The following is a 22,705-nucleotide window of genomic DNA, read 5'->3' on the forward strand; positions in this document are numbered from 1 at the left end:
GCATCCAGGTGCCCCGCACGGCAGCGGTCCGGCCGGCCCGCCCCTGAACCGGCGGTGCGCCCGAACCACGAGACCGGGCGCACCGTCCTCGCCGCGTTCCCCGGGCCGGCCGGACCGCTGCCGTGCGGGGCACCTGGATGCCCGTGGGCGTGCGCCTACGAGAGCCAGCCCGCGCGGGCCGCGCGCACCCCGGCCTCGAAACGGCTGCGCGCCTCCAGCCGGGCCATGAGGTTGGACACCGTGCGGCGTACCGTGCGCAACGACACCCCGAGCTTCTTGCTGATGAACTCGTCGGTGTGGCCGCTCGCCAGCAGGTACATCAGCTCCCGCTCCCGGCGGGACAGGCCGTTGGAGTCCGGCCCGTCCTGCTCGTACCAGGGGATGCCCGCGTCCCAGAAGCGGGTGAACAGGACGTGCAGCGCCTCGACGGCCCCACGGCTGCGGAGCTCCAGGGCACCCTGGCGGCCGTCCGCGGGATCCAGCGGCACCAGGGCGACCTCCCGGTCCACGATGACCATGAGCATCGGAAGACTCGGTACGGTGCGCGTCTCCCCGCCCAAGGTGGAAAGCCAGTGGACGTACTCGCGGGTGGGAGGGTCGTTTCGGAAGCTGTCCTGATAAAGCGTGCGCAGCGAAACACCGCGTTCCAGCGCCATTTGATCAAGGGGTTTGCTTGATTCCATGACGTCCGGACGCTGGGCTCCGCCGGGGAAGAAGGAGAGACATTCGCTGCGCGCGGTCTCGGCGAGCTGTTCAAGCCGGAGACGCACCGCGTCCAGGCCGAAATGCTGCTGCACGATCTCCGGCGCGTGTTGCTGCTGACCGTACTGAGTGATCAATGCCTCGACGGACGAGCGGGCCGCCTCCAGCTGGCGCTGCTTCGAGCCGAATTCCAGCTCGATCCGGTTCAGCAGCACGCTGAGGCCTACTTCCGGACTCACCGTCATGAACTGGCCATCACCCTCGCCCGGCTGAAGGAGCCGCAAGTCAGCGAGGTCATCAAGGGCGCTGCGGACCATTTCGTCCGAGAAACCCAAGTGTGCGGCAACCTGCCGTACACCCAATTCAGGTTGTTCCAGCAGCAATCGGTAGATCGCTTCCACCTCGGGCTCCAGGCCAAGTACTCCCAGCAACAGCCGCTCCTCCCCAAACGGTTGTTCCGACCCAGTGAGATGTTAGCGCCTGACGGCAGAAAGGCTACTTGGCGCGATGCAATTACTTGTGATCCACTGACAATTGGAGTACTGAATCCGCCACCGCCGCGCCGTATCCGGGATCCACTTCCACGTCCGCCAGTCGCCAGCCGGGAACGGAAGCCGGTATTCCGCGACTGCCGGTGTAAGGCTGCCCCAGGCCGTGCGCCAGGCCCGCTCCGGTGCCTTTCAGATATGCCTCCTTCCTCGTCCAACACCGCACGAACGCCCGCTCGCGTCCGCCCGGCGGCAACGCCGCCAACTCCGCCCGCTCTTGGGGGTGCAGCCGCGCGAGCACACCGTCGACCGTGCCTCGCTCGGGCAGCGCCTCGACGTCCACGCCCACCGGGCCGCGCGCGAACGCGAAGAGGGCGAGGTCCGCGCAGTGGGAGAGCGAGAAGTGCAAGGTCGAGCCGGGCAGCCCGGGACGTCCGCCCGGCGCGCCGCAACTCGCGCAGGGCAGCGGGGAGATCGGCACCTTCGCCGGGGCCTGCCGCAGATACCCCGCGAGCAGCCGCCGCAGCACCACATGAGCCACGGTGTAGCGGTGACGCTCGATGTCGCCGCCGAACGCCGCCCTGCGCCGGACCTCGGCCGGGGACAGCAGCGCGACGCCCGCGGCGCCCGGGGCGTACCCATCGGTGCGGACCAGCCACAGATGCGGAGCCGCTCCCGGCTCGGGCAGGTCGAGCGCCTCGGGCAAGGGCCGGTCCGGGACCGGACGCGGGACCGGACGCGGAACCGGCGCCGCCCGGGCGCGGGCCCTCACCCTGCCGCCCGCAGGACCGCGCCATGGCCGACCGGCACCCGGGCCTCGCCGCGCTCCCTGATCTCGGCGAAGGACATCATCTGCCCGGACACGTCCTCCAGTGGCCGCCGGTTGCGGGTGACCGAGGGGTCCGGCGTACCGATGTACAGGAATCCGAGCATGCGCTCCCCCGGCTTCAGGCCCAGCAGCCGGCGGACCGGCGCCCCGCGCGACGCGTCACCGGTCCGCCAGATGCTCCCGTAGTCGCGGGCGTGCAGCAGGAGCATCAGCGTGTACGCCATGCAGGTGGCCGCGGCCAGTTGCTCCCACTCCGGGACCCTGCCGCTCTCCCGCGGCGCGAAGACCAGCGCGGCGACCAGCGGCGCCCGGCGTGCCTTGGCCCGCATCCGCTCGACAGCGCTCGCGTCGGGGCCGTCCTCCCCGGCGAGGCACTCCCCCAGGGCGTCACGGTCGTCGTCCCGCAGCAGGATCCAGCGCCAGGGGCGCAGCCGCCCGTGGTCGGGGGCCGAGTTGGCCCCGCGCAGCAGATACGCGAACTCCTCGTCGCTGGGCGAGGGGCCGTGCAGGATCTGCTCGCTGCGCCGCGTCAGCACGGCCGTCATGACGTCCATGAAGGTCCCTTCCGGGATTCGGGGGCGGATTTCAGTGGCGGATCTCGAGCGTGCAGCACTTCACGCTGCCACCGCCCTTGAGCAGCTCGGACAGGTCCATGCCGATGGGGTGGAAGCCGCGGGCGCGCAGCAGCGCGCACAGCTCTCCGGCCGCCTCGGGCAGGACCACGTTGAGGCCGTCGGAGACCGCGTTCAGGCCGAACACCGCCGCGTCGGCCGCGGAGACCGGGAGCGCGTCGGGGAACAGCGACCGCAGGACCTTCAGGCTGCTCGGGGCGAACGCGTCGGGGTTGTACATGATCTCGTCGCCGGCGAGGACGGCGAGCGCGGTGTCGAGGTGGTAGTAGCGCGGGTCGACCAGCTCCAGGCCGATGACGGGCCGGCCGAAGAAGGACTGTGCCTCCTGGTGGCTGCGCACGTCGCTGCGGAAGCCGTGCCCCGCGAGGACGAAGCTGTCGGTGACCAGGAAGTCGCCCTCGCCCTCGTTGACATGGCGCGCCTCGTGCCGCTCGGTGTACCCGTGCTGCTCGAACCATGCCAGGTAGGCGGGTCCCTCAGGACGCCGCTCCGCGTTGCGGAAGGAGGCGCCGAGCACCCGGCCGTCCACGACCGTGGCGCCGTTGGCCGCGTAGACCATGTCGGGCAGTCCGGGCACCGGGTCGATCAGGTCGACGGTGTGGCCGAGGCTGAGGTAGAGGTCGTGCAGCCGCTCCCACTGGAGGACGGCGAGCGCCGTGTCGACGGGCTTCTCGGGGTCCATCCACGGATTGATGGCGTAGACGACCTCGAAGTGGGCCGGACGGCACATCAGATAGTGCCGACGGCGCTGGACGCGGGTCTTCGCGGGGACGGCGGTCGGGTCGAATGACATGTGACTTCCCGGGGCGGAGGGCCACGTGTGGTGGCGGACGCAGGGGGCGGGGTGTGCTCAGCGGGACGGTTCGAGGGTGTAGTGGACCAACTCGACCATGAGTTCCGCGGGTTCGGGCAGATAGAGGAACGCGACGCGCATCCCCGGCCGGGCGCCTTTGCAGGGCTCCGCGTCAAGCGCGAGGAAGCCCTCCCGGCGCAGCCGTGCCGTCTCCCCGGCGAGATCGTCGACGGTGAGCGCGATGTGGTAGAAACCCGGCCCGACACCGGCCAGCCGGCCGCTCACGGCGGAATCCGGCCGGGTCGGCGAGACCAGTTCGACGGCGGTCCCGCCCCGGTCGCCCGGAAGGCTCCAGAACTCGCAGTCCACGCCGTAGGCTTCGGTCTCGCCGCGGTCCGTGCGGGCCAGTCCGAGCGCGGCGAGCTGGGCGCCGGCCAGGTCGGGCCGGCCGGTGGCGAGCCCGATGTGGTCGATGCCGAGGATCATCGGGGGTTCGGTGTCCGCCCGGGAGTCCCGGCCAGGTACGGGCCGGACCCGGCGGCCACGAGCCGGGAGAGCTGCCCGGCCAGTTCGCCGACGGTCTCCACCTTCATGTACGTGCGCAGGTCCAGCTGCACTCCGTAGGTCTGCTCGATCGCGGCGAGCAGCCGCATGGCGGCGAGGCTCCCCCAGCTGCCGAGGCCGCTGAACCGCGAGTCCGGGGTGATGTCCTCCACCGGCCGCCGGGTGACCCGGGCGACGAGGGGCCGCAGTTCGCTCATCACATCAGGCATGGTTCAGCGCCTCCTTGGCAGCAACGGTTATCCAGTCGGGGGTCAGTGGGGGAAGCCGTTCGAGCGAAGCCTGATAGCACACCGTCCCGTCGTCCGCGGGGCCGTCCGCCGGGCGCTCGAAACCGGCGGACGGGTACAGCGCCGCGGCGGGCGCGTTGCGCGCGGTGGGCCGGAAGCAGGCCCGCAGCACCCCGGCCCCGGCCTCGCGGGCGAGGTCGGCGACGTACTGGAGCACGGCCTGTTCCACGCCCCGGGACAGCACCCGGCAGCTCAGGACGAGGTTGCGCACGGTCCAGCGGTCCGGGGCCCGGTCCAGCCAGACACCGCCCACCACGCCCTCGGAGCCGTAGCGGTCGGCCACCTCCACCGCGAGCACGAGATGGTCGGGCGAGTCCGCCAGACGCCGGGTGAGGGCCTCGCCATGGGCGCGGCCGGTCATGTTGAACTGGTTGGTGCGCAGCTCCAGTTGGGCGAGCCGGGGCAGCGTGAACGCGTCCGCAGGGCCGACCGTGACGCGGATGCCGAGGGCGCGCAGATAGTTCTCCGCACACGCGTGCGCGGTGCTGAGCCGGTGTCGTTCGCGCCGGCTCCGGTAGAGGGCGGTGCGCTCGGCGTCGGTGGCCGTCGCGCCCAACTGCACGAAACGCGCGGGTTCGAGGAGCTTCGCGCTGTGGCACGCGGGATCGCCGTCCAGTCGCACGACGTCGACCTGGGGCAGCGCGTCCGCCACCATCCCGCACTCGAACGGGCTGTCGTCCGCGAAGACGAACGCGTCCACGCCCAGGGAGAGTTCCTCGGCGAGGCCGGCGAGGTGCAGGTCCTTGCGCTGCCAGTCGGCCATGACGGCGACGAGGTCGTCCGGACGCAGCACCATGTCCGGGTGGCCGGCCAGCACCTCGTCCACCGGGGCGCGTTCGTTCTTGCTGCACACCGCGAGCAGGACGCCCTGGCGGCGCAGCGCCAGGGCCCGGTGCTGGAGGTCGGTGTAGCAGTCGCCCGGGTAGAGCGTGCCCAGCTCGATCCCGGCGGGGCCGTCGTCGCCCAGGACACCTCCCCAGAGGGTGTTGTCGAGGTCGAGCACCAGGACCTTGCGGCCGAGTCCGGTGACCGCCCGGCAGAACGAAGCGGCCTCCCGGGCGTAGGCCAGTTCCACGCCTGGCGTCCACGCCAACCGGCCGAAGCGATACCGCCGTTCGTCCCGCACCGGCCCCGGCACGTCGGTCAGGAGCGCCTCCAGGTCCACCGTGTAGATCCCGTCACGGGTCTCCCCGGCGCTGAGCAGAGCCGTGTTGACCTCGCGCCAGATACGGCCGAGGGCCGCCCCGCCGCGCATGCTGATCACGCTCCTGCGGTCCGGGCGGGGCAGGGGCACGGTGTGCAGCAGGACGGCCGATCCCGTGCGGTCGGCGAAGTCCGCGGCCGCCGCCGTGTACGTGTCCACCCGCTCCCGCAGAGCGGCGTGGACCGGGTCGAGGGCGGAGGGGTCCCAGTCGCGCGGCAGCAGGGCCCCCGAGTCCAGGAGGCAGAGCGTCACCTCGGGTCCGAACCCGGCCAGGGCGGAGTGCGGGTCGCTGAGTTCGAGACCGAGCCGGTCGTACGGGCACAGGTGGATCTCGGCGTCGAGACCGGCGGCCAGGAGCGCCGCGCGCAGCAGCGGTACGACACCGTCGGCGGTGAAGGTGGCGGCGACGGCGACCCGCAGGGGGTCGGTACGGCGCAGCGGCGCGCGGGTCAGCCGGGCCGCCCGCACGCCCTCCAGCAGCAGGCCGGCCTCGCACAGCAGCAGGGCGTCGTCGAGGGCGGCGAGCTCGTCCGCGAGGCCGGGGTCGGTGGCGTCGGGTGTCTCGTGCAGGGCGCGAATCCGTTGCAGCAGGCCGTCGTGTGCCCCGGGCCCGGGATCGCAGGGCGAGGTGGTCATGACGCCTCGGCCGTCCAGCGTGGCCGCTCCAGGATCTCGACGACGGCGCAGGCGTAGGTGAATCCCATGCCGATGCCGCACAGCGCGACCCGGTCGCCGGGGTTCACCGCGCCCGTCTCCAGCAGGTGGGTCAGGCCGGCTATCTGGTCGGCCGCGCCGATGTGTCCGACCCTGCGGCCCCATTCCCAGGTGGTCCGGTCGTCCTGGATGCCGAACATGGCCCGGAAGTCGACGTCGTCCAGGGTGCGGCCGACGTTGGTGAGGACCCAGCGGTCGATGTCCCCGGCGTCGAGGCCCGCGTCGGCCAGGGCGACGCTGACGCTCTCCTGCTGCCGTTCGGTGAGCGACTGGACGATCCGCAGCAGCAGCTCGCCGTTCTCGAAGAGGTATTCGTCGCGGCGCGAGCGCAGGTCGACCGGGCCGTCGCCCGCCCGCGCGTCCTCCTCGAAGGGCTTGTTGCCGAGGTACACGGCGCCGTAGGTGCCGTCGCTGATGACGGCGGTGGACAGCAGCCGGGCGATGCCGCCCCGCCGGGAGAGCACCAGCCCGGTGCCTCCGTCGCCGAAGACCACGCCCTTGTCGGAGCGGTAGCGGTCGAAGGCGGGGAGGGCGAACACGTCACTGGTGGTCAGCAGGGCGGCGGACCGTTCGGTCCGGGCGGCCAGGTAGGCCGCCGCGATCTCGATGGCCGCCAGGCCGCCGTTGGAGTACTGCTTGACCTCCACGGCGGCGGCGCGGCCCCCGATGGTGCGGCCCTGGACGTAGGAGGCCGGGGCGAAGTGGTCGAGCCCTTGGTGACTACAGCTCGAATGGACGACGAGGTCGATGTCACCGGGTTCGACGGTGCTGCGGCTCATGGTCAGGTCGGCGGCCTGGACGGCCAGTTCGACGGCGGGTCCGCCGTCGGCGACGCTGATGGACAGATAGCCGTCCGCCGCCGCCTCGGCCTCGTCGTACCGCCCCTGCGCCACCGCGGCCGAGGTCTCCTCGCGGTGGCCCAGAACCGCTCCGCAGGCGTCGAGATGGATTCCTTGCCAGCGCATGTCCTTGCTCTCCTTCCGTTTCCGTCATACGGTGGTGCCGGCCGGGTCTCACCTGTTGACCATGCAGTACTCCTCGTGAGCGGTGGCGCGGTGCAGCAGATCGGCCCTGCCGCTGCCGGCCGCAATGTCCTTCAGCAGCTCGAAGACCTCGTCGCCGGAGATGGCGGTGCGGAAGTGCTGCTTGATCAGGAGGGTCTGGATCTCCTGGTAGTTGTGCTCGTCAAGGACCTCGGCGAGGCCCAGCAGCGACCGGCGCGCCTGCGCGGTCAGCGGCGGGCGTACGGCGACGTTGCCCTCCGGGAGCTCCTGTTCGGCGGGGGTGTCCAGCGCGAGGACCTGCTCCAGGCTGTCGGCGATGAAGTCGCAGACGATGTGGACGCGGTCGCGGTCGGAGAAGGAGCCGACGGAGTGGGTCCGGGTGGCGTCGAGGCGCCACAGCTCGCCCAGGCGCATCCGGAAGACGGTGTTCTCCTCCGAGGCGAACACGGTGTCGTCGGTCTGGAGCGGGAGGTGGACGCGCACCATGTCCGACTTGAGTTCCAGGAAGTCGCGGTGCGGCACGTAGACGCTGCCGGGCGCCAGCCGCATGAAGCGCGCGTACTTGAGATACCGCACATCGAACAGGCGGCCGATCAGCTCCCGGACGTAGGGCAGGGCCTCGCCGTGGGGCGTGAGCCGGGCCGATCCCTCGTAGTCGCCGAGGGACGCCTCGTCCAGGCTGCCGCTCTGGTTCCAGAGCATCGTGCTGCGCAGCAGCCCGGTGCTGACGAAGTCCGCGTAGGAGTCGTTGTAGACGAAGCGCTCGGAGACGGCGAGGTCGGCGCTGAGCCGTTCCTCGTCCAGAGGCAGGGCGGTGATCCGGTGAGAGTGCATGGTCAGGCCGCCTGGGCGGCGGGGGCGGTGGACGGCAGGCCGAGGGAGTCGGCGAACGCGTTGAGCGCCCCGGCCCAGCTGGCGGCGTACTCCGCCGTCTGCTCGGCGAAGGTACGGGCCTCGGCCTCGGTGGTGAGGAGGAAGGTCATGCCCGTCTCGTCGTCGCTGACCTGTGCGGCGTGCGAGGTCTCGGCCTTGATGTGCGAGTCGATCCAGGCGAGGTCCGCCGACTCGGGGAAGAGCCGCTCGCCGCCCGCCTCCAGTGGACCGTAGACGCGGCGGAAGGCGACGGCGATGTCCAGCGCGATCGTCTCGACGACGCGCAGCTGTACGGCGGCGCCGAGCGGGGAGTCCGCGAAGCGCTCCATGTTCTCGATCAGGCGCCGCACGCCCTCGGGCAGCCGGGCGGCGGACTGGCGGCCACTCTCCTCGACGTGCTCCGCCAGCGGCGCGATGATGGAGTCCTCCCACCACACGTAGTGCGTTCCCGCGGGTCCCTTCGGGGCGACCGCGCTGAACACGGACGCGAGGTTGGCCAGGTCGTCCCCGATGACCCGGAACATGGTCTGGAAGGCGGCCAGGACGTCGAGCGAGGGGGACTGCTGGGCGCTGAGCCGGCGAGCCGTCGCGCCGAGACCCGCCAGGGTCGTGAACATGAACGCCTTGGTCATCGCACGCCACTGGTGCGCGACGGCCAGCGGACCGGTGAAATCCTCCGTGGTGTATCCCCTGGCGTAGCTGAAGAAGCGGTTGTCCGCCCGGCCGAGGCCGGCCTCGGCGATCTCGCGGTCGACGATCTCATCGAGCGTGCTGCGCGCTTCGGCGGTGATTTCGATATCAGTCACGGCTGCTCCAGATTCCTAGATCTCGTCGAATGAGAGAACGTCGTCGACGATTTCGTGAATGACTCCGGCGAGATGCGCCGAATTCTCTTCCGAGATGAGAGTGAAGTGGTTACCGGGAATCTCGCTCACGGCGAGGTCCGGGATCCGCTCGCGCCACCCGTGGTCCTCCCTCCGCAGGATCGCGGGGAATTCGACGCGCGGGTCGGGGTACGGTTCGGCGGCCCGCAGCAGCCGCACCGCGCCCGGGTAGGGCTCGGGCGCGTACCGGAGGAACGCGGCCCGGTGCCGCTCCAGCAGGGCCGGGATGTGCCCGGCCGCCTCCGTGAGTTCCGCCAGCCGGGCCGCCGCGTCGCCCTCGCCGGCCAGCAGGTCCATGGCGCCGAACGCCTCCCGTGCCCGCCGTGCGGCCGGCTCGTCCGCGAGGGCCGCAGGCGGCAGCCAGCTGTCGAGCAGGGCGACGCCCGCGAGTTCGACGTCGCGCGCCTGCCACCGGCGCGCCATCTCCAGCGCGACGCAGCCGCCGACGGACCAGCCGGCCAGGAACAGCGGCCGGGAGCCGCGGACCGCGTCGACGGCGGTGACGTAGCGGTCCGCCAGCTCCTCGATGGACTCCGCCTCCCGGGCGCCGTCCACGGCCTGGAGGCCGTACACGTCGTACCGCTCGCCGAGCGCGGAGGCGACCGCGTGGAAGGGCAGGACCGAGCCGCCGGCACCGTGCACCAGCACGACCATGGGCCGGCCCCCGGGCGGCACCAGGGGCACGAGGGCGTCGTCCGTGCACCCTTCCGCGTCGAGGCGGACGGCCAGCTCCCGCACGGAGGGCGCGGCGAACACATCGCCGACGGTGGGACGCACGCCCAGATCCCGGGTGCAGGCCGCGATCAGCTTGAACACCAGCAGGGAGTGGCCGCCCAGCGCGAAGAAGCTGTCGACGACGCTGAGCGCGCCGATGCCGAGCACCTCGCGGAAGACCGCCGTAAGGCGGGTCTCCGTCTCGCCCCGGGGTTCGACGAGTTCGGCCGAGACACCGGCGGCCTCATGGCCAAGCCGGGCCAGCAGCGCCTTCTCGTCGATCTTCCCGTTGACGTTGTACGGGATGTGGTCGACGGCGACGACGGCCGCGGGCACCATGTGGGTCGGCAGCAGGTGGCGGGCGTGGCGCTCCACCTCGCCCGGGTCGGGTTCGGCGCCCGGCTCGGGCACCACGAAGGCGGCGATCCGGCCGTCGAAGCCGCCGGGGGCGAGGGCGGCGCACGCCTGTACGCCCGGGTGGTCGCGGATCACCGACTCGATCTCGGAGAGCTCGATGCGCAGCCCCCTGACCTTCACCTGCCGGTCGATCCGCCCCAGGTGCTCCAGCACCCCGTCCGCGCGGAACCGGCACAGGTCGCCGGTGCGGTACATCCGGCCGCCGTCGGGTCCGAACGGATCCGGCAGGAAGCGGTCGGCGGTCATCGCGGGCCGGTTGTGGTAGCCGTGCGCCAGGCCGATCTCGCCGCCGATGTACATCTCGCCGGGCACGCCGACGGGCAGTACCTCCAGACCGGGTCCGAGGACGTAGGTCCGGAAGTTGCCGCAGGGCCGGCCCAGCGGCAGCACGGGTACGCCCGGCTCCCGGGGGATGACGCCCTCGACGACGGTCCCCGCCTCGGTGGGGCCGCAGCAGTTGATGAACGCGCCGTCGAAGCGGGCGTGGAAGGCGTCCCGCAGCCTGGGCTTGACCGCCTCGCCGCCGATGATGACCCGGCGCAGCGAGCGGCAGCCGCCGGGTGGCACCGCCTCCAGGAACACCTCCATCATCGTCGGTACGAAGAAGAGGGTGGTGACCCGGTACCGCTCGATCAGCCGGACCAGGTACTCGGGGTCGCGGTGGCCGCCGGGCCGGGCGACGACGAGACGCGCCCCGTTGTACAGCGGCCAGAACAGTTCCCAGGTGGAGACGTCGAAGCCGTAGGACGTCTTGAGGATGTTCGCGTCGCCGGGCCCGAACGGGTAGGACCGCTGGAGCCAGAAGATGTTGGCGAGGGCTCCGTCCACCGGGTAGGCCACGGCCTTGGGCCGCCCCGTCGAGCCGGAGGTGTACAGCAGGAACGCGAGAGCGTTGGCCGGGACCGTCACCGGCGGGTTCTCGGCGGAGCAGTGCTCCCAGGGGCGCTCGTCGCCGGTGAGCCGCAGGACCGGCCAGGGGCCCTCGGGGAGCCGGCGGGACCCCGGGCCGTCGACGAGCACCAGCTGCGGCTCGGTGTCGGCGAGCATGAAGTCCATCCGGCCCTCGGGCAGGTCCGGGTCCATCGGGACGTAGGCCGCGCCCGCCTTGGCCACCGCGTACAGCGCGATCACCATGGGGAATCCGCGCTCCATGCAGATCGCGACCCGGCCGCCGGGGCGCACGCCGCGCTCCCTGAGGTGATGGGCGAGCCGGTTGGCCCGTGCGTTCATCTCGGCGTAGCTGAGCTGCCCCTCCTCGCCCACCAGGGCGACCGCGTCGGGGGTGCGCCGCACCTGCTCCTCGAAGGGTTCGGCCAGGGTGCGGTACGGGAACGACGGGCGCTCGTAAGCGTTGAGGCCGTCCAGGATGTGCCGACGGTCCTCCGGCGAGAGCAGCGGCGCGGTGGCGACGGAGGTCTCGGGCTCGTCCACCACGGCCTGGAGCAGGCGCAGGTACATGCGCGCGAACCGGTCGACGGTCGAGCGGTGGAAGAGGTCCGAGGAGTACTCCATCAGGCCGCGCATGCCGTCGCCTTCGTCGGTGATGGAGACCGACAGATCGGTACGGGCGGACTTGGTGTCGAATCCGATCAGCGTGCCGCCGTCGCCGTCCGTGCCGACGGCGAAGCCGTCCTGGACGCCGAAGATGGTCTGGAAGACGGGGTTGACGCCCGGCGTCCGGACCACGCCCAGCTCGGCGACGACCCGTTCGAAGGGCACCGACTGATGGTCCTGTGCCTCCAGCACCGTCTGCTGGGCCTGCTTGACCAGGGTGCGGAAGCTCGACGCCGCGGAGAGGTCCCCGCGCAGCGCGACCGGCTTGACGAAGCAGCCGACGACCTTCTCGGCGGTCTCGTCGTCGCGGCCGGCGAGCGGGGAGCCCACCACCAGGTCGGTCTGCCCGGTGAGCCGGGCCAGGAAGGCCTGGTAGGCGGCGAGCAGCACGACGAAGACCGAGGTGTTCTCGGCGGTGGCGAAGCGGCGTACCCGCGCGGCGAGGGGGGAGGCGACACGGAAGTCCACCATCTCCCCGCTGCGGGTCTCCTCCGTCGGCCGGGGGCGGTCCTTGGGCAGGTCCAGCACCGGGAGTTCGCCGCCGAGCCGGCCCTTCCAGTAGGCGAGTTCGCGCTCGTGGCGGGCCTCGTCGAAGCTCCCGGCGTGGGCGGCGCAGTAGTCCAGGTAGCCGACGCCGTGCGCGGGCGGCAGTTGCTCGCCGGCCAGCAGCCGGGTGAGCTCCTGTACGACCTGGCCCACCGACCAGTGGTCGATGATCACATGGTGGAATCCCAGCGCCAGCATAGCCCGGCCGCCCGGCAGGCGCAGCGCGAGCACGCGGAACATCGGTGCCTCGTCGGTGCGCAGCGGTACCGCCGCCGCCGCCTCGATCAGGGCGGTGGCACGGGCGCGGGCGGCCGCCGGTTCCAGATCGCCGAGGTCGTACCAGCTAACGGGCGGTTCGGTGGACCCGAGGTCCTCCTGCGCCGGCTCGCCGTCCACCTCGACGATGCGCAGCCGCAGGGCGTCATGGCGCGCCATCAAACTCCGTACGGCACCGGCCAGTTGTTCCTCGCTCGGCGCCTCGGCGAGGGTCACCGCGTCGAAGAGGTTGTACTCCGCGCTCTCCGGGAACCGCCTGGTGAAATACCAGATGCGGGCCTGCGCGGGAAGCAGCGGAACCCGGGTGCCCTGCGGCACCTTGGGAATATCGGTCCCGGACTTTTCCGCTTTTCGGCTGCGGAGTCTTTCGAGAAGCTGCGCTTTCCCGGCACTGAGCTGACTCACCTGTTCACACCCCACAGGAACGGAAGCACTTCTGGAAGACGAGAAAGAAGCTATCCGATTCCTCTGGTATTCGACTGACTCGCTTTTTCAGTCGAACAGCGAAGGAAGTCGCGGAACTGCGGGGGGCCGGCGTCCCGCATGCCCGGCGGAAATCCGCGGCGAGGCGCTCAGTGGTGCGTGACGGCGATGTCGCCGGAGCAAAAACGCAGGCGCGGGCCGTCGCCCGTCCAGTCTCCGTCCCGCAGTCGGCGCATGCTCACCAGCAGGTCGAGGGTCAGCCAGCGGCTCAGCAACGGATGCGCGGGGTGCTCCCACAGCCCGGCCGGGCCCCGCAGCCCGTCGAGGAAGTCCACCAGGTCGGTCACCCGGGCGTCCCGGGCCGACACCCCGGTCCGGGAGACCAGCTCCAGCACGAAGGCGAGGTCGAAACGGGCGTGCAGGGAGATGAATCCCGCCGCGCGTTCCCGGCCGTGCAGCCGGGCGATCTCGGTGCCCAGCGCCCACTCGTCCCGGGTCTCGCGCCGCAGCAGCAGATCCGCGGCGCGGCGCGCGGGTTCGGACCGCGCGTGGGCCGGGTGCAGCACGAGGGCGGCCAGCGCCGCCTCCGTGTTGGCCCGGCAGCCCGGCGAGCCCGGCAGCTTGCGGTAGCCGGGAACGCCACCGGGCTGTCCGGCCACCAGGCCCGTGGGCCAGGAACCGTCCTCGGTACGGCGGTCCAGCAGCCAGGCGTACGACTTCTCGGCCCGCGAGTCGGTCGCGGCGCCGACGGAGCCGAGGCCCCGCAACGGCAGGGCGGCCTGGAGCGGGATCATCGTGTAACGGTCGTCCGTACGGAATTCCGTCAAGGGGAAGGAGCCGTCCTCGCGGCGGTGCGCGAAGACCCGCTCCACCAGTTCGGCGACCCGCGGGTGCTGGCGGTCGAGCCCGAGCCGGCCCAGCCGGCACAGCAGATGGCTCAGCTCCTGGAGTCCGCCGGGCTCGCTCTCCAGCAGGGCGAGCGCCTCCCGGTCGTCGTACCGGCGGGCCAGCAGATCCACCAGTTCGGGATCGTCCGGCGGTACGTCCAGCAGCTCCCGCAGGACGCGGCAGCGCAGCGCCGGGGAGGGGTCGCACAGCAGCGGCCAGGCGGACTCCGTCATGACAGCACCTCACGCAGATAGGGGGCGGTCGCGGTGTCCTGGGCCGCCAGCGTCCGAGGTGTGCCCTCGGCGACGACCTGTCCGCCCTCGGGGCCGCCGCCCGGCCCGAGTTCGACCAGCCAGTCGCAGCAGGCGAGCAGCCGGGGATCGTGGTCCACGACCAGGACGCCGTGCCCCCCGGCCACCAGGCCGTCGAGGGCCTGTACCAGCCGTTCCACGTCGGCGTCGTGCAGCCCCGTCGTGGGCTCGTCCAGGATGTACAGCGTGGGCCGGTCGTTCGCCTTGGCGATCTCGCGGACGAGCTTGAGCCGCTGGCGCTCACCACCGGAGAGCGAGCCGGGGCCCTGGCCGAGGGCGAGGTACCCGAGGCCGAGTTCCACGGCCCCGCGCAGCGGTCCGGCGACCGTCTCGACGTCCGCCCACAGGTCGAGGACCTCCTCGACGCTCAGCCGCTCCAGTTCCGGCAGGCTGTGCCCGCGTACCGTCAGTTCCCGGACCTCGGCCCGGTAGCCGGTGGCTCCGCAGGCGTCGCAGGGCCGCCGCACGGTCGGCATGAAGCCCATGTCCTCGGCGACCCTCCCCTTGCCCTTGCAGCCGTCGCAGCGGGGCTGGAGGTCGGCGGCGCCGAGGCCGCGCAGCCGGGCGTCCGCGGAGTCGGCGTACAACTCCCGCAGCGGGGCGAGGACCTTGAGGTAGGCGCCGGGAGAGGTGATGCCCACGCTGCTCTGGTCCATGTGCCGCACGGACCGGGGCGCGCCCTCGATCCGCTCGTGCGCTCCGGGGGCCACCGGGGTCGCGGCGGCCGAGGTGGTGAGCTTGCGCGGGGCCAGGGCGCGGGCCAGGATGCCGAGTGCGAGGGTCGACTTGCCGGAGCCGGAGACGCCGCAGACCCCCGCGAGCACACCGAGCGGCAGGCGGACGTCCCGGCCGTCGAGGTTGTTCTCGGTGGGCTTGCGCACGGTCAGCCAGCCGGTGGGTTCGGCGCGCGGACCGGCGGCTCGGGCGGGCAGCGGGTGGTCGAGGAGGCGGCGCGCCCGGGGGTCCTCGCGCACCTGGGCCGCGCTGCCGGAGGCGAGGACGGTGCCGCCGTCGCGGCCGGCTCCCGGCCCCATCACGATCCGGTGCTCGGCCCGCCGGATCAGCCGTGCGTCGTGGTCGACGAGGACCACCGTGTTGCCCTGGTCGCGCAGTTCGTCCAGGACCTCGCCGAGGACGTCGGCCTCGCGCGGATGCAGACCGCGCGAGGGTTCGTCCAACAGCACGGTCATCCCGGTGAGTTCGGCACCGAGCAGGGCGGTCAGCCGGACCCGCTGAAGCTCCCCGGCCGACAGTGTGTTGGCCATCCGGTCCAGGTGCAGATGGCCGATGCCGACCCTGCTCAGGAAGCCGAGCCGGCGCAGGGCGACGGCACGCGAGCGCACGGCCCAGCCCGGTGTTCCCTCGGGCAGCCGCAGCCCGGCGAGGGCGGCCCGCACGGTGTCGACCGGCTCGCGGTGCAGATCGTGCCGGTTCAGGCCGGCGACGCGCTGGTCCAGGAACTGCGGGCGCAGCCGGCCGCCCCCGCAGGAGGGGCACGGCACCCGCTCGGTGTACAGGCCGCCGACGTCCCAGCCGTCCATGATGCGGAAGACACCGCGCCACAGGACCGTCGCGGACGGGGTGACCCGCGCCTCGGGCGAGAGAGTGACCTCTTCCTCGCCGAAGAGGAAGGCTTCCTGTGCCGCCGGGCTCATCTCGCGCCAGGGGGTGCGCTCGGGGTCGAAGCCGTGGCGTTCGCCGAGCGCGAGCAGCATCCAGTAGCCGCCGTTGGCGGGCTTCGACAGGTACGAGCGGGGATAGAAGCCGGGCGAGTACATCGCGCCGTCGCACAGCGGGCGTTCGGGCCGGTGGATCAGCCGCTCCACCAGGGGGAGGGACACCGTGCCCATGCCGTGGCAGCGCAGGCAGGCGGCCTCGTAGCGCAGGGGTGAGAAGTCCGCCGGCTCGGCCGGCGTGCCCGGCCGGCCGCAGCCCGCGCAGCTCCAGGGGCTGCCCGGCCGGTGTCCCGAACGCCGTTGCTCCGCACCGCAGTCGGGACACCGGCGGGCCCCCGCATAGGCCAGAAGGACACCGAGGTGCGGGCTGAGCTCCGTGCTGGAGCCGACGGTGCTGCGCAGGCCGGGCGCGCGTCCGTCGGCGCCGACGGCGAGGGTGGGCCCGAGTCCGGTGAGCGAGCCGACCTCCGCCTCGGGGCCCTCGCGCACCGACTGGCGCTCGTACAGCGAGAGCGACTCCAGCAGCCGGCGCGTGGCCTCGGCTTCGAGGACGTCCCGCACCAGCGACGACTTGCCCGAGCCGGAGACGCCGACCACCGCGGTCAGCTTGCCCTTGGGGATGTCCACCGACACGTCACGGAGGTTGTTGGCCCGGGCGCCGCGGATCTCCACGACGGTACGGGCCTGCCGCGGGCGCCTGGCCGGTACGGCCGGCCGTTCCGGTTGCGCCGTGGGCGGCGCGGGGGGACCGGCGTGCAGCAGTTGGCCGCCGTCGGGGCCGCTGCCCGGTCCGATCCGGACGGTCCAGTCCGCCATGGCGGCGATGTCCTGGTTGTGTTCGACGACCACGACCGTGCTGCCCCGGTCGGTGAGACCGCGCAGCAGGGCGGCCAGGCGCGGCACGTCCGCCGGGTGGAGGCCGGTGGAGGGCTCGTCCAGGTACACCAGTTGGGCCGGTTTGGTGGCGGCGAGCTGCTTGGCGAGCTTCACCCGCTGCGCCTCGCCGCCGGACAGGGTCGGGGAGGGCTGCCCCAGACGGAGATAGCCGAGCCCGACGTCCAGCAGGGCCTGGATGATCCGGCGGGCCCGGCCGTCGGGGGAGAACAGCGGGAGCGCCTCGCGCACGCTGAGGTCGTAGATCTCGTCGACGGAGTACGTCGCTCCGTCGGCGAGTTCGGCCCGTACCGCCAGCGCGTCGGCGCCGAACCGCCGTCCGCCGCAGGCCTCGCACGGCACCCATTCGGAGGGCAGAAAGCGCAGTTTGACCTCGACGGATCCCATGCCGGCGCAGGTGGGGCAGGCGCCTTCGGAGCGGTTGAAGGAGAAGGTGCCTGCCGGGCTGCCGGTCGCGGCGGCGAGCACGGCACGGATGCGGTCCGCAAGGCCGGTGTAAGTGGCGGGGTTGGAGCGCGGGTTGACCCCGATGGGCGACTGGTCGACGGTCAGCGCTCTGATCGCCGGCCCCTCCAGCGCGGCGCAGCCCCGGGGCTCGCCGGCCTCCAGGGAGGCGACCAGCACCTCGCGGACCAGCGTGCTCTTCCCGGCGCCCGACGGGCCGGTGACCACGGTGAGCGCGCCGATCGGGAACGCGCAGTCGAAGCCGGTCAGGTTGTGGGCGTCCGCCTGCCGGACGGTGAGCCGGGCGCCGCCGGCGTCGGCCGCCGCGCCCGCGGGCGGGACCAGTCGTTCCCGGCCGGAGAACCAGCGGCCGGAGACGGTGTCCGCCCGCCACAGTTCCTCGGGCGTCCCCTCGAACACCACGCGTCCGCCGCCGGAGCCGGCCTCCGGTCCGATCTCCACGACCCGTTCGACGCCCGCGACGGCGGTACGGTCGTGCTCCACCAGCACCACCGGGCCGGCCAGGCGGCCGAGTTCACCGAGGAGCCCGCGCACCTGGTCCGGGTCCAGGCCGATGGTGGGCTCGTCGAGGATGTGGAGCAGGTCCTCGACGTCGTTGGCGAGCAGGACCGCGATCCGCAGCCGCTGGGCCTCGCCCCGGGACAGGGTCGGCGAGGAGCGGTCCAGGGTGAGGTAGCCGAGGCCGAGGGCGTCGAGCGCGTCCAGGCGGCGCAGGACGTGTCGTGAGGCGTTGTCGGCCTGCGGCGGCAGCGCGGTGCCGGCCAGTGCCGCGCGGGCCCGGCTCACATCGAGCCGGAGGAAGGCCGGCAGGGTCAGGCCGGCGAGTTCGTACCCGGCCGTTTCCGGCCCGTCGGCCCTGAAGTCCTGGGGCCGCACCGAGGGGAGCGCCGCGCCGCAGGAGGTGCACAGCGGGGCACGGGACAGGACCCGTAAGCCCGTTGCCGTACGGAATTTCACCTGTACGGAGCCGAGCGCGGCGACCGCGTCGAGGAGGGCGCGGGCGGCCCGTGCGTCGTCGCCCGGGGCGAGGGTGCCGACCCGTACCTCGACGGTGTGGGGCAGCCCGGGGTCGAGCGGGGCACCGGACCAGGGCGCCGCGTCCACGGTGACGCACAATGCCCCGAAGCGGTCGGCGAGGCCGGCCAGGAGCCGGCCGTGCGTGCCCAGGGCGCCCCGGACCAGCGGGGCGACGACCTCGACCGGGGTCGTCGCCGCCGCCGTCCGCAGCAGGGCCAGTTGTTCCTCGGCAGACGTCGTCTGCGTCACCTCGCCGCAGCGCGGGCAGCGCAGGACGGCGAACCGCGCGTAGATCACGCGGAGGAAGGGATGGACGCCGACCGCGGTGGCGACCGTGGAACGGGGGTTGCGGTTGAGGACGTTCTGGCCGACCGCGACGGCCGGCCGCAGCCCGTGGACCGCGCGGACCCGGGCCGCCCGGACGGTCCCCTGCGCGCCCTGGAGCGTGGCCAGGAACCGGTGTCTGGCCTCCCGGTACAACGTGTCGAAGACCAGGGAGGACTTGCCCGAACCCGAGGCCCCGACGACCGCGGAGATGCCTTCGGACAGCGTCACGTCGACATCGCGGAGATTGTTCTCCGTCGCGCCCTCGATCCGGAGTCCGGCCTTGTGTGCGCTCAAGAGAAGGCCCTCCCGGCCGCCTTTTCCACTGCTGTGCGTTCCGTCCCCGGGGAGCCTAGAGAGTGCTGAGCAGCCTAGCAGCCTCTTCCTCGGACAAGCCGGCGACGAGTTCGGTCAGCGCCTTCTCGATCGCGTCGGCCACTCCCTCGACCGTCGGCAGGGCGAAGAAGTCACGGACGGCGACCTGTACGCCGAAGGTGGCGTTCACCCGGTTGAGGAGTTGGAGTGATTTCAGCGAATTGCCGCCGACGGCGAAGAAGTTGTCGGTGCGGCCGATCCGCTCGACACCGAGCACGTCCCGCCACAGGCCGGCCACCTGCTCCTCCAGTTCGCTCTGCGCCGAGTCCGCGCCGGCCCGCGCCTGGCGGTCGTCCAGGCTCGGTGCGGGCAGCCCCCGCCGGTCGAGCTTGCCCGAGGGGGTGTGGGGCAGCTCCTGGAGCGGCACGTACACCGCGGGCAACATGTAGCCGGGCAGCCGCTGTTCGGCGAAGGCGGCCAGGCCGGAGACGTCCCAGTCGTCGCCGGCGACGTACGCGGCGAGCTGGTCGGCACCGTCCTCGTCCCGGAAGACGGTGACGGCGCACTCGCGGACCGCGGGGTGGCCGGCGAGGACCGCCTCGACCTCTCCGGTCTCCACCCGGCAGCCGCGGATCTTCACCTGGTTGTCGAGCCGTCCGAGGTACTGGACGTTGCCTTCGGCGTCCATGGCCACCAGGTCGCCGGTTCGGTAGAGCCGTTCCCCGGGCGCCATCGGGTACGGGTGCGGCACGAACCGGTCCGCGGTCAGAGCGGGCCGGCGAAGATACCCTCGGGAGAGGCCGCCGATGCCGGACACGCACAGCTCGCCGGGGACTCCGGGCGGCACCGGGCGGAGCGCCTCGTCGAGGACGAACAGGCGGTAGACGCCGATCTGCCGGCCGATGGGCAGGCCGCCCCGGCCGTCGTAGGAGCGGCCCTCCCAACCGGCCACCTCGGACGTCTCGGTCTGCCCGTACAGGTTGTGCAGCTCCGCCGTGAAGCGCTCGGCGAACCGTTCCAGGAGGCTCGCGCTCGCCGCCTCCCCGGACAGCTGCACCCAGCGCAGGTCGGGGCAGTCCACCTCCGGGGCGAGGTTGAGGTAGGCGTTGAGCATCGACGGGACGAAGTGCGCGAACACCACCCGTTCGGTGGACAAGAGCTGTCCGAGGTGGACGACGTCGGACTCGGCTCCGGGGTCCGCCATCAGGACGGTCGCCCCGGCCGCCAGAGGGCCGAAGAGCTCCCAGATCGCCACGTCGAAGATGAGCGGCGTCTTGTGGACGACCCGGTCGCCCGGCCGCAGGCCGTAGCGCCGGCCGAGCCACTCCAGGCGGCCCGCCGCGCAGCGGTGATCGATGACGGCGCCCTTGGGGGTGCCGGTCGATCCCGAGGTGTAGTACACGTACGCCGCCTGGTCGAGCGAGACCGTCACCGGGGGCGCGGCGGGCTCACCGCCCTCGGCGGGCACCGGGATCAGCGGGACGCCGAGGCCGTCGAGCCGTTCCGTCCGGCCGTCCTGCACCACCACGGCCGCGACCCGCGCGTCACCGGTGATGACCGCCACGCGTTCGGCCGGCAGCATCGGCTCCAGCGGCACGAACGCCGCTCCTCGCTTGAGGACCGCGAGCAGGGCCACGAGGAGATCCGCCGAGCGTTCCACGCAGACGGCGACCAGACTCTCCGCGCCGATGCCGGCGGCCGCGAGGACGTGGGCCAGCAGGTTGGCCCGGCCGTCGAGTTCGGCGTAGGTCGCCGACCGGCCCCCCGCCTCCACCGCGACGGCGTCGGGGTGGCGCCGCACGGACTCCTCGAACGCCTCGTGCAGGGTCCGCAGTCCCCGGTAGTCCTCGTAGCCGCTGTTGGCCGCCGCGGCGATGTCGTCCCGCGACCGCTCTGTCAGCAGCGCGAGTTCGTCGACCCGGGCCGCCGGGCGCCGGACGGCGTCGGCGAGCAGGGTCAGGAAGCGGGCGGCCCATTCCCCGGCCGTGCAGTCGGAGGGCAGCGAGCCGCACCCCAGGGAGCCGGTGACGTCCTGATCGGCGATCCGTACGACGCAGTGCAGGCGGCCGTCCGGCGCGCGCTCCCCGGCGGCGGCCGACGCGTGGCCGGTGGCACCCGGCGTGTGCTCGAAGACGATCCGCTCGACGGTCCCGTCGGGCAGCGCGTCGGCCACCGGCCCGGTGCCGGGCCCGGTGGTCAGGGCCCGGTCCGCGGCGCGGAGCACGTCCGCGAAGGCCGCGTCACCGGTGACCGTGAGCACCGCGGGCCGCCGGTCGTCGGGGCCCGCGACGACCTCGGCGTTCTCACGGCGGAAGTGGCGGAACCGCGTGGCGAGCAGGGCCGCGAGCAGGACGGCGGGTTCGGCCACCCCGTGCCGGCGGGCCGTCCGCGACACCTGCTCGCGCACCTGCGGAGCCAGCCGGAACGGTACCGCCTCGGCGGTGTGGCCGGGCGTTACGAGCGGAGTGCCTTCGATGGACACTGCATTCCCCTTTCGGGACACGGGAGTCACTGCGTCAGGCCGTTCATGCGCGCGATGGTCTGGGCGAGTTCGCCCAGGTTCTCGGTGGTGTAGACGTCGAGCAGGCCGAGCACCACGCCCAGGCGTTGCCGGATACGGGCGGTCAGCTGGGTGACGAGGAGGGAGTGACCGCCGAGGGCGAAGAAGTTGTCCGTGAGCCCGACCCGGTCCCGGGAGAGCACGTCGGACCAGATCTCCGCCAGGTCCTTCTCCAGCGGGGTCGTCGGGGGGACGTGGGTTCCCTCCGTCCCGCCGTCGTCTTCGGGTTCCGGCAGGGCGGAGCGGTCGACCTTGCCGTTCACGTTCAGCGGGAGGGCGTCCAGGCGGACGTACGCGCCGGGAACCATGTACCCGGGCAGCCGGCCCTCCAGGTGTTCCCGCAGCGCGTCGGAGGACACCGGCCGCCGGCCCAGCGTGTAGGCGACGAGCCGCTGGTCGCCGGAGGCGAGCCGCTGCACGGCGACGACGGCCTGCTCGACGTCGGGATGGCCGGACAGATGCGCCTCGATCTCGCCGAGTTCGATGCGGTAGCCCCGCATCTTCACCTGCTGGTCGGCGCGGCCGAGGCAGAGCAGTTCGCCGTCGGCACTCCAGCGGACCAGGTCACCGGTGCGGTACATCCGGGTGCCGGGGCCCCCGAACGGATCGGGCAGGAAGCGGTCAGCGGTGAGGCCGGGGCGGTGCAGATAGCCGTGCGCCAGGCCCTCGCCCGCGAGGTACAGCTCGCCCACGACGCCCACCGGCACCGGCTGCTGTGCCGCGTCCAGGACGTATGTCCGGGTGTTGCGCAGCGGCCTGCCGATCGGCGGGAGGCCCTGGACGTCGTCCCGGGTGAACCACGCGGTGGCGTACACGGTGGACTCGGTGGGTCCGTACAGATTGCCGACGAGTTCGGCGCCGAGGGCACCGCGGACGTCGTTCGCGGCCTTCGCGGACAGCGGTTCGCCGGCCATGACCACCGTGCGGGCCCGGGCCTTCAGTCCGCCGGTGCCGTGGATGTGGGCCAGCGCGGAGGGCACACCGCTCACCAGGGACGCCGTGTAGGGGCGGCCGGCGGGCGGATCGGCGAGGCTCAGCAGCGAGGGCACGATCTCGACCGAACCGCCGTTCAGCAGCGGGCCGAACATCTCGAAGACGGACACGTCGAAGTTCAGCGAGGTGGCGGCCAGCACCCGCGAGAGCTGCTCCGCGGTGAAGGTCTCGCCCGCCCAGGCCGCCAGGTTGACGACGCTGCGGTGGGCGACGACGACGCCCTTGGGGCGCCCGGTGGAGCCGGAGGTGTAGATGGCGTACGCGGGGTGCGCGGGGTGCGGCGGGGCGGTGCGTTCCGCGTCGGTCAGGTCGTGGTCGGGGCGGGCCGCCACCTCGGCCGCCGTGGCCGGCTCGTCCA

Annotated in this window: 15 protein-coding genes; all 15 read right to left on the minus strand. The window is 72.7% G+C overall.

Translation table 11 applies throughout. The features are described 5' to 3' along the window. Window positions 1-155: 155 nt before the first annotated feature. On the minus strand, window positions 156-1,103 hold the full coding sequence (locus CCN72_RS05315) for a helix-turn-helix transcriptional regulator (protein ID WP_232988469.1): 948 nt from the start codon (window positions 1,101-1,103) through the stop codon (window positions 156-158). 112 nt (window positions 1,104-1,215) lie between these two features. Beyond that, entirely contained in the window at window positions 1,216-1,896 is a 681-nt protein-coding gene (locus tag CCN72_RS05320) for a 4'-phosphopantetheinyl transferase family protein (protein ID WP_161218294.1), read from the minus strand. Between the two features lie 62 nt (window positions 1,897-1,958). After that, on the minus strand, window positions 1,959-2,573 hold the full coding sequence (locus CCN72_RS05325) for a nitroreductase family protein (protein WP_086806532.1): 615 nt from the start codon (window positions 2,571-2,573) through the stop codon (window positions 1,959-1,961). A 31-nt stretch (window positions 2,574-2,604) separates the two neighbouring features. Then, the gene (gene ddaH / locus CCN72_RS05330; RefSeq protein WP_208637924.1) at window positions 2,605-3,444 is read right to left on the minus strand and encodes a dimethylargininase; all 840 of its coding nucleotides are present in this window, start codon (window positions 3,442-3,444) and stop codon (window positions 2,605-2,607) included. Window positions 3,445-3,501: 57 nt separating this feature from the next. Then, window positions 3,502-3,930: a VOC family protein gene (locus CCN72_RS05335; protein WP_086806533.1), complete on the minus strand. Its 429-nt coding sequence runs from the start codon at window positions 3,928-3,930 to the stop codon at window positions 3,502-3,504. Continuing rightward, window positions 3,927-4,217: an acyl carrier protein gene (locus tag CCN72_RS05340; protein WP_086806534.1), complete on the minus strand. Its 291-nt coding sequence runs from the start codon at window positions 4,215-4,217 to the stop codon at window positions 3,927-3,929. Before CCN72_RS05340 ends, CCN72_RS05335 begins: the two co-directional genes overlap by 4 nt. Continuing rightward, the gene (locus CCN72_RS05345) at window positions 4,210-6,135 is read right to left on the minus strand and encodes an HAD-IIIC family phosphatase (RefSeq protein WP_086806535.1); all 1,926 of its coding nucleotides are present in this window, start codon (window positions 6,133-6,135) and stop codon (window positions 4,210-4,212) included. Before CCN72_RS05345 ends, CCN72_RS05340 begins: the two co-directional genes overlap by 8 nt. Beyond that, window positions 6,132-7,178 carry a ketoacyl-ACP synthase III family protein gene (locus CCN72_RS05350; protein ID WP_086806536.1) on the minus strand — a complete coding sequence of 349 codons (1,047 nt, stop codon included), beginning with the start codon at window positions 7,176-7,178 and terminating at the stop codon, window positions 6,132-6,134. Before CCN72_RS05350 ends, CCN72_RS05345 begins: the two co-directional genes overlap by 4 nt. 48 nt (window positions 7,179-7,226) lie before the next feature. Further along, the gene (locus tag CCN72_RS05355) at window positions 7,227-8,051 is read right to left on the minus strand and encodes an aspartyl/asparaginyl beta-hydroxylase domain-containing protein (protein ID WP_086806537.1); all 825 of its coding nucleotides are present in this window, start codon (window positions 8,049-8,051) and stop codon (window positions 7,227-7,229) included. A gap of 2 nt (window positions 8,052-8,053) precedes the next feature. Continuing rightward, the gene (locus tag CCN72_RS05360; RefSeq protein WP_086806538.1) at window positions 8,054-8,896 is read right to left on the minus strand and encodes a DUF6202 family protein; all 843 of its coding nucleotides are present in this window, start codon (window positions 8,894-8,896) and stop codon (window positions 8,054-8,056) included. A gap of 15 nt (window positions 8,897-8,911) precedes the next feature. Next, window positions 8,912-12,799 carry a non-ribosomal peptide synthetase gene (locus tag CCN72_RS05365; protein ID WP_143664045.1) on the minus strand — a complete coding sequence of 1,296 codons (3,888 nt, stop codon included), beginning with the start codon at window positions 12,797-12,799 and terminating at the stop codon, window positions 8,912-8,914. Window positions 12,800-13,053: 254 nt separating this feature from the next. Next, complete coding sequence (locus tag CCN72_RS05370; RefSeq protein ID WP_086806540.1) at window positions 13,054-14,025, minus strand: prenyltransferase/squalene oxidase repeat-containing protein; 972 nt, start codon at window positions 14,023-14,025, stop codon at window positions 13,054-13,056. Beyond that, window positions 14,022-18,776 (minus strand): excinuclease ABC subunit UvrA, encoded by a 4,755-nt coding sequence (locus tag CCN72_RS39895; RefSeq protein WP_086806541.1) that lies wholly within the window; start codon window positions 18,774-18,776, stop codon window positions 14,022-14,024. Before CCN72_RS39895 ends, CCN72_RS05370 begins: the two co-directional genes overlap by 4 nt. A gap of 55 nt (window positions 18,777-18,831) precedes the next feature. Continuing rightward, a complete protein-coding gene (locus CCN72_RS05380) occupies window positions 18,832-21,276 on the minus strand; it encodes a non-ribosomal peptide synthetase (RefSeq protein WP_086806542.1) in 2,445 nt (814 codons plus the stop codon). 26 nt (window positions 21,277-21,302) lie between these two features. After that, window positions 21,303-22,705, minus strand: a 1,403-nt coding sequence (locus tag CCN72_RS05385; protein WP_143664046.1) for a non-ribosomal peptide synthetase, incomplete at its 5' end; no start/stop codon positions are given.

The organism is Streptomyces murinus (assembly GCF_002154555.1).
Classification (GTDB): Bacteria; Actinomycetota; Actinomycetes; order Streptomycetales; family Streptomycetaceae; genus Streptomyces; species Streptomyces murinus.